The organism is Alcanivorax sp. (assembly GCF_014762765.1).
Lineage (GTDB): Bacteria > Pseudomonadota > Gammaproteobacteria > Pseudomonadales > Alcanivoracaceae > Alcanivorax.
The window spans coordinates 1-3277 of the sequence record NZ_JABURH010000103.1; the positions used below are offsets into that span (position 1 = coordinate 1).

5 protein-coding genes are annotated in these 3277 nt (G+C 59.6%); 4 read left to right on the forward strand and 1 reads right to left on the reverse strand.

Features of this window, described 5'->3' with window-relative positions; translation table 11 throughout:
- The 3 genes from HUJ17_RS06045 to HUJ17_RS06055 form a co-directional block, all read left to right on the forward strand.
- Window positions 1-318, forward strand: a 318-nt coding sequence (locus HUJ17_RS06045; RefSeq protein WP_290509842.1) for a DUF2058 domain-containing protein, incomplete at its 5' end; no start/stop codon positions are given.
- A 375-nt stretch (window positions 319-693) separates the two neighbouring features.
- A complete protein-coding gene (locus HUJ17_RS06050) occupies window positions 694-1542 on the forward strand; it encodes a S1-like domain-containing RNA-binding protein (protein WP_290509843.1) in 849 nt (282 codons plus the stop codon).
- Between the two features lie 105 nt (window positions 1543-1647).
- Window positions 1648-2262, forward strand: coding sequence for a trimeric intracellular cation channel family protein (locus tag HUJ17_RS06055; RefSeq protein ID WP_290509844.1), 615 nt, complete (start codon window positions 1648-1650; stop codon window positions 2260-2262).
- A gap of 5 nt (window positions 2263-2267) precedes the next feature.
- Here HUJ17_RS06055 and HUJ17_RS06060 read toward each other — a convergent pair whose 3' ends face one another.
- Window positions 2268-2543, reverse strand: coding sequence for a DUF2218 domain-containing protein (locus HUJ17_RS06060; protein ID WP_290509845.1), 276 nt, complete (start codon window positions 2541-2543; stop codon window positions 2268-2270).
- An 82-nt stretch (window positions 2544-2625) separates the two neighbouring features.
- On the opposite strand from HUJ17_RS06060, the gene HUJ17_RS06065 reads away from it, so the two are divergent.
- On the forward strand, window positions 2626-3057 hold the full coding sequence (locus HUJ17_RS06065; protein ID WP_290509846.1) for a MarR family transcriptional regulator: 432 nt from the start codon (window positions 2626-2628) through the stop codon (window positions 3055-3057).
- The last annotated feature ends 220 nt before the right edge of the window (window positions 3058-3277 follow it).

Genomic DNA, 3277 nt, shown 5'->3' on the forward strand with positions numbered 1-3277 from the left:
ATCGCCGCCCAGATCAAGCAGATGATTGAACAAAGCCGTCTCGACCGTCAGCACGGTGATGTGGCCTACCAGTTCGTGCAGGACAAGAAGATCAAGAAGGCCTGGGTCACCGCCAAACAGCAGGCCCAGCTTGAGCGCGGCCAGATCGCCATTGTGGCACTGGGCGACGGCTACGAGCTTGTGCCCACCGTGGTGGCAGAAAAGATTCGCCAGCGCGACGAGAATGCCGTCCTGCTGCTCAACGAGCGTGGTAACAATGCCGTGGACGAGGATGACCCCTACAAGGACTTTCCAATCCCCGACGATCTGATGTGGTAGGGCGCTGAGCGCGAGCTACAAGCTACAAGCTACAAGCTACAAGCTACAAGCTACGCTCGGCTGGATGGGAAAAGTATGGGAAGTTCCCTGGCCCCGGTGCTTTCTACAAGGCTGCTGTAGGAGCGCCCTTCCAGGGCGCGAACCGCGCTTGCGCGGAAATCGCCCAACGGGCGATCAGGAATCTCAGCGTTCGACAGGCTTATCCAGATAATACCGGTTTCGTGCCACCGCCAACCCCATTCGCCATGCAAGCATGGCTCCAACAGGCGGTTGGGGTAACATCGGTAGGGTGGATTAGCCGCAGGCGTAATCCACCTTCGTTTCTATTCCGTTCAGGCGCCAAGCCTGCCCCCTTGAACCAAACAGGCTAGAACCATGACCGCATCCACCAAACTTGGCGCTCGCCACTCCCTGGAAGTCATCAAGCCGATCCATAACGGGTTGCTGCTGGACGGCGGTTCGCTGGGCGAGGTGCTGTTGCCGTCCCGGGAAGTCGAAGGCCAGAATCTCGGTCCCGGTGATAGTGTGCTGGTCACTCTGTACAGCGATGGCCAGGGCCGCCCCATGGCCAGTCTGCGTACCCCTCGCGTCCAGCACGGTCAGGTGGCGTCGCTGAAAGTGGTCTCTACCAGCAAGGTGGGGGCCTTCCTCGACTGGGGCATGCCCAAGGACCTGCTGTTGCCCTTTGCGGAACAGAAAGGACCGATTCGTGAAGGCGACTGGGTGCTGGTAATGGTCACCACCGACCGCGAAGGGCGTCTGCTGGCCAGCGCCCAGCTGGACCGGTTTCTCGACGATACCAGCGATGACTACCAGCAGGGTGATGAAGTGTCTCTGGTCGCTGCCCATGGCACGGACCTGGGCTACAAGGTGGTGGTGGATAACCGTTGCTGGGGCATGATTGCCAAACAGGAGCTGCGTGCTCCTCTGCGGCCCGGTCAACGGGTCACCGGCTATGTGCAGCGCCTGCGCGATGATGGCAAGCTCAGCCTGTCACTGAATCCTCCCGGGGCATTGAAAAGCGAAGGGCTCAGCGAACAGATCCTGGCCGCTCTGGAAAAGGCTGGCGGCGAACTGCCGCTGGGAGACAAGAGCAGCCCGGAGGATATCTTTGCCACCTTCCGCTGCAGCAAGAACGCCTTCAAGCAGGCCATCGGTGGGCTTTATAAAGAACGCCGTATTGTCATCGACAAGCAATCTATCCGCCTGACACCGCCGGCCTGAGCTGGCGGTTATCCGGAACTCGCCAGGGTGTCGTCAGTCACCAAGGTCGAATTCTCCGCGGCCAGGATTCAGGCATCATGGCCTGAATAGCCGGAGTGTCTCAGCATGTTGATAAGCCTCTATCTGATCGGCATCACCGCCGAAGCCATGACCGGCGCCTTGGCAGCAGGGCGCTTGCGGATGGATCTGTTCGGCGTGGTGATGGTGGCCTGCGTCACTGCCATGGGCGGTGGTTCCATGCGTGATGTGCTGCTGGGGCATTACCCGCTGGTCTGGGTGGCTCACCCGGAGTATCTGGCTCTCACCGCCGTGGCGGCCCTGGTCACCACCTGGGTGGCGCCGTTGATGCGCCGCTTGCGGATGCTGTTCCTGATTCTGGATGCCATGGGTTTGATGGTGTTTACCGTGATCGGCGTGAAGGTGGCGCTGGACATGGGGTTGGCAGCGCCGGTGGCGATTCTGTCCGGGCTGATTACCGGTATCTTTGGCGGGGTGATTCGCGATCTGCTCTGCAATCGGGTGCCACTGGTGTTTCAGAAGGAACTCTATGCGGTGGTCTCGCTGGGGGCTGCCTGCCTGTATCTGCTGTTATTGCACTGGCAGTCGCCGGCCTGGCTGGCCACGGCGGTGACGTTAATGGCGGGCTTTATGGTGCGCCTGCTGGCGATTCGTTATCAGTGGCATCTGCCGCGTTTCCATTACAACGTGCCGGAAGACTGAGAGCGTTACCGCCAGTTCACCGTCAGGGTATCGCGGGTGGCAAACCGCACCAGGTGGCGCTCGATCACATCGCGCAGGGTGGCCATCTGGTCGGTGTCTGCCTGGCAATGCAGTTGCAGGGTCGTGGCGTCTGCGGTCAGCTCGCAGGTGCCGAAGGGAAAGCGGATTGTGCCTTGATGATCGTCGAACTCGGTCTCCACCTTGTGACTGAAGTGACGGCAGAGTTTTTTCAGATAAAGGCTGGCGTGTTCGGTGCTGGCGGTACCGTAGCGATGGTTCATGGTGGGAATCTCCGGATATATAGTTGATAATGTCAATTATATTGAAATTTAACGTTGATAAAGTCAACTACATGGAGTGGCCATGCCCGGGAATATTTCCGACCTGCTCAGTGAAGCCTTTAGCGCCACGCTGAACCGGTTACGCCAGTTGCTGCGCGAACCGCTGGCCGCGTTGCCAGTGCCATTGGGGCCACCGGATGTGTCGTTGCTGTTGCAGCTGTCCTCTCGGCCCGGTAGCAGCCCCCAGTGCCTGGCACGTCATCAGGGCCGGGACAAAGCCCAGCTCACCCGCAAGATCAAGGTGCTGGAAGCGCAGGGCCTGTTGCGCCGCGAACCGGACCCGGAAGACGGCCGGCGGGTGTGCCTGTATCTCACCGAACAGGGCACCCGTATTGCCGGCGACGGGCAGCGAATCCGCGAGCAGGCGTTTGCTTCGCTGCTGCAGAATCTGGATGGAGAGGAGCGTAAACAGCTGCTGCATTTGCTGAAGAAATGTTTGCAGGACGGGTCATAGGGTTGCCATAAACTGTTGGTCCTGATGTCCCTGAGGCGGTAAGGTTTGTCGCCTCATGAGCAAGGAAGTGCAATCAATCATCAAGGAGCAGGTATGAATATGTTTAGAGTTGGGGTTTTGGGTGCGTCCTTCTGTCTGGTGCTGGCATCCCCGGTGCAGGCTTTCGATCTGAAGAAGATGACGGACTCCGCCAATGCGGCGGTGAACAAGGCCTCCGAGA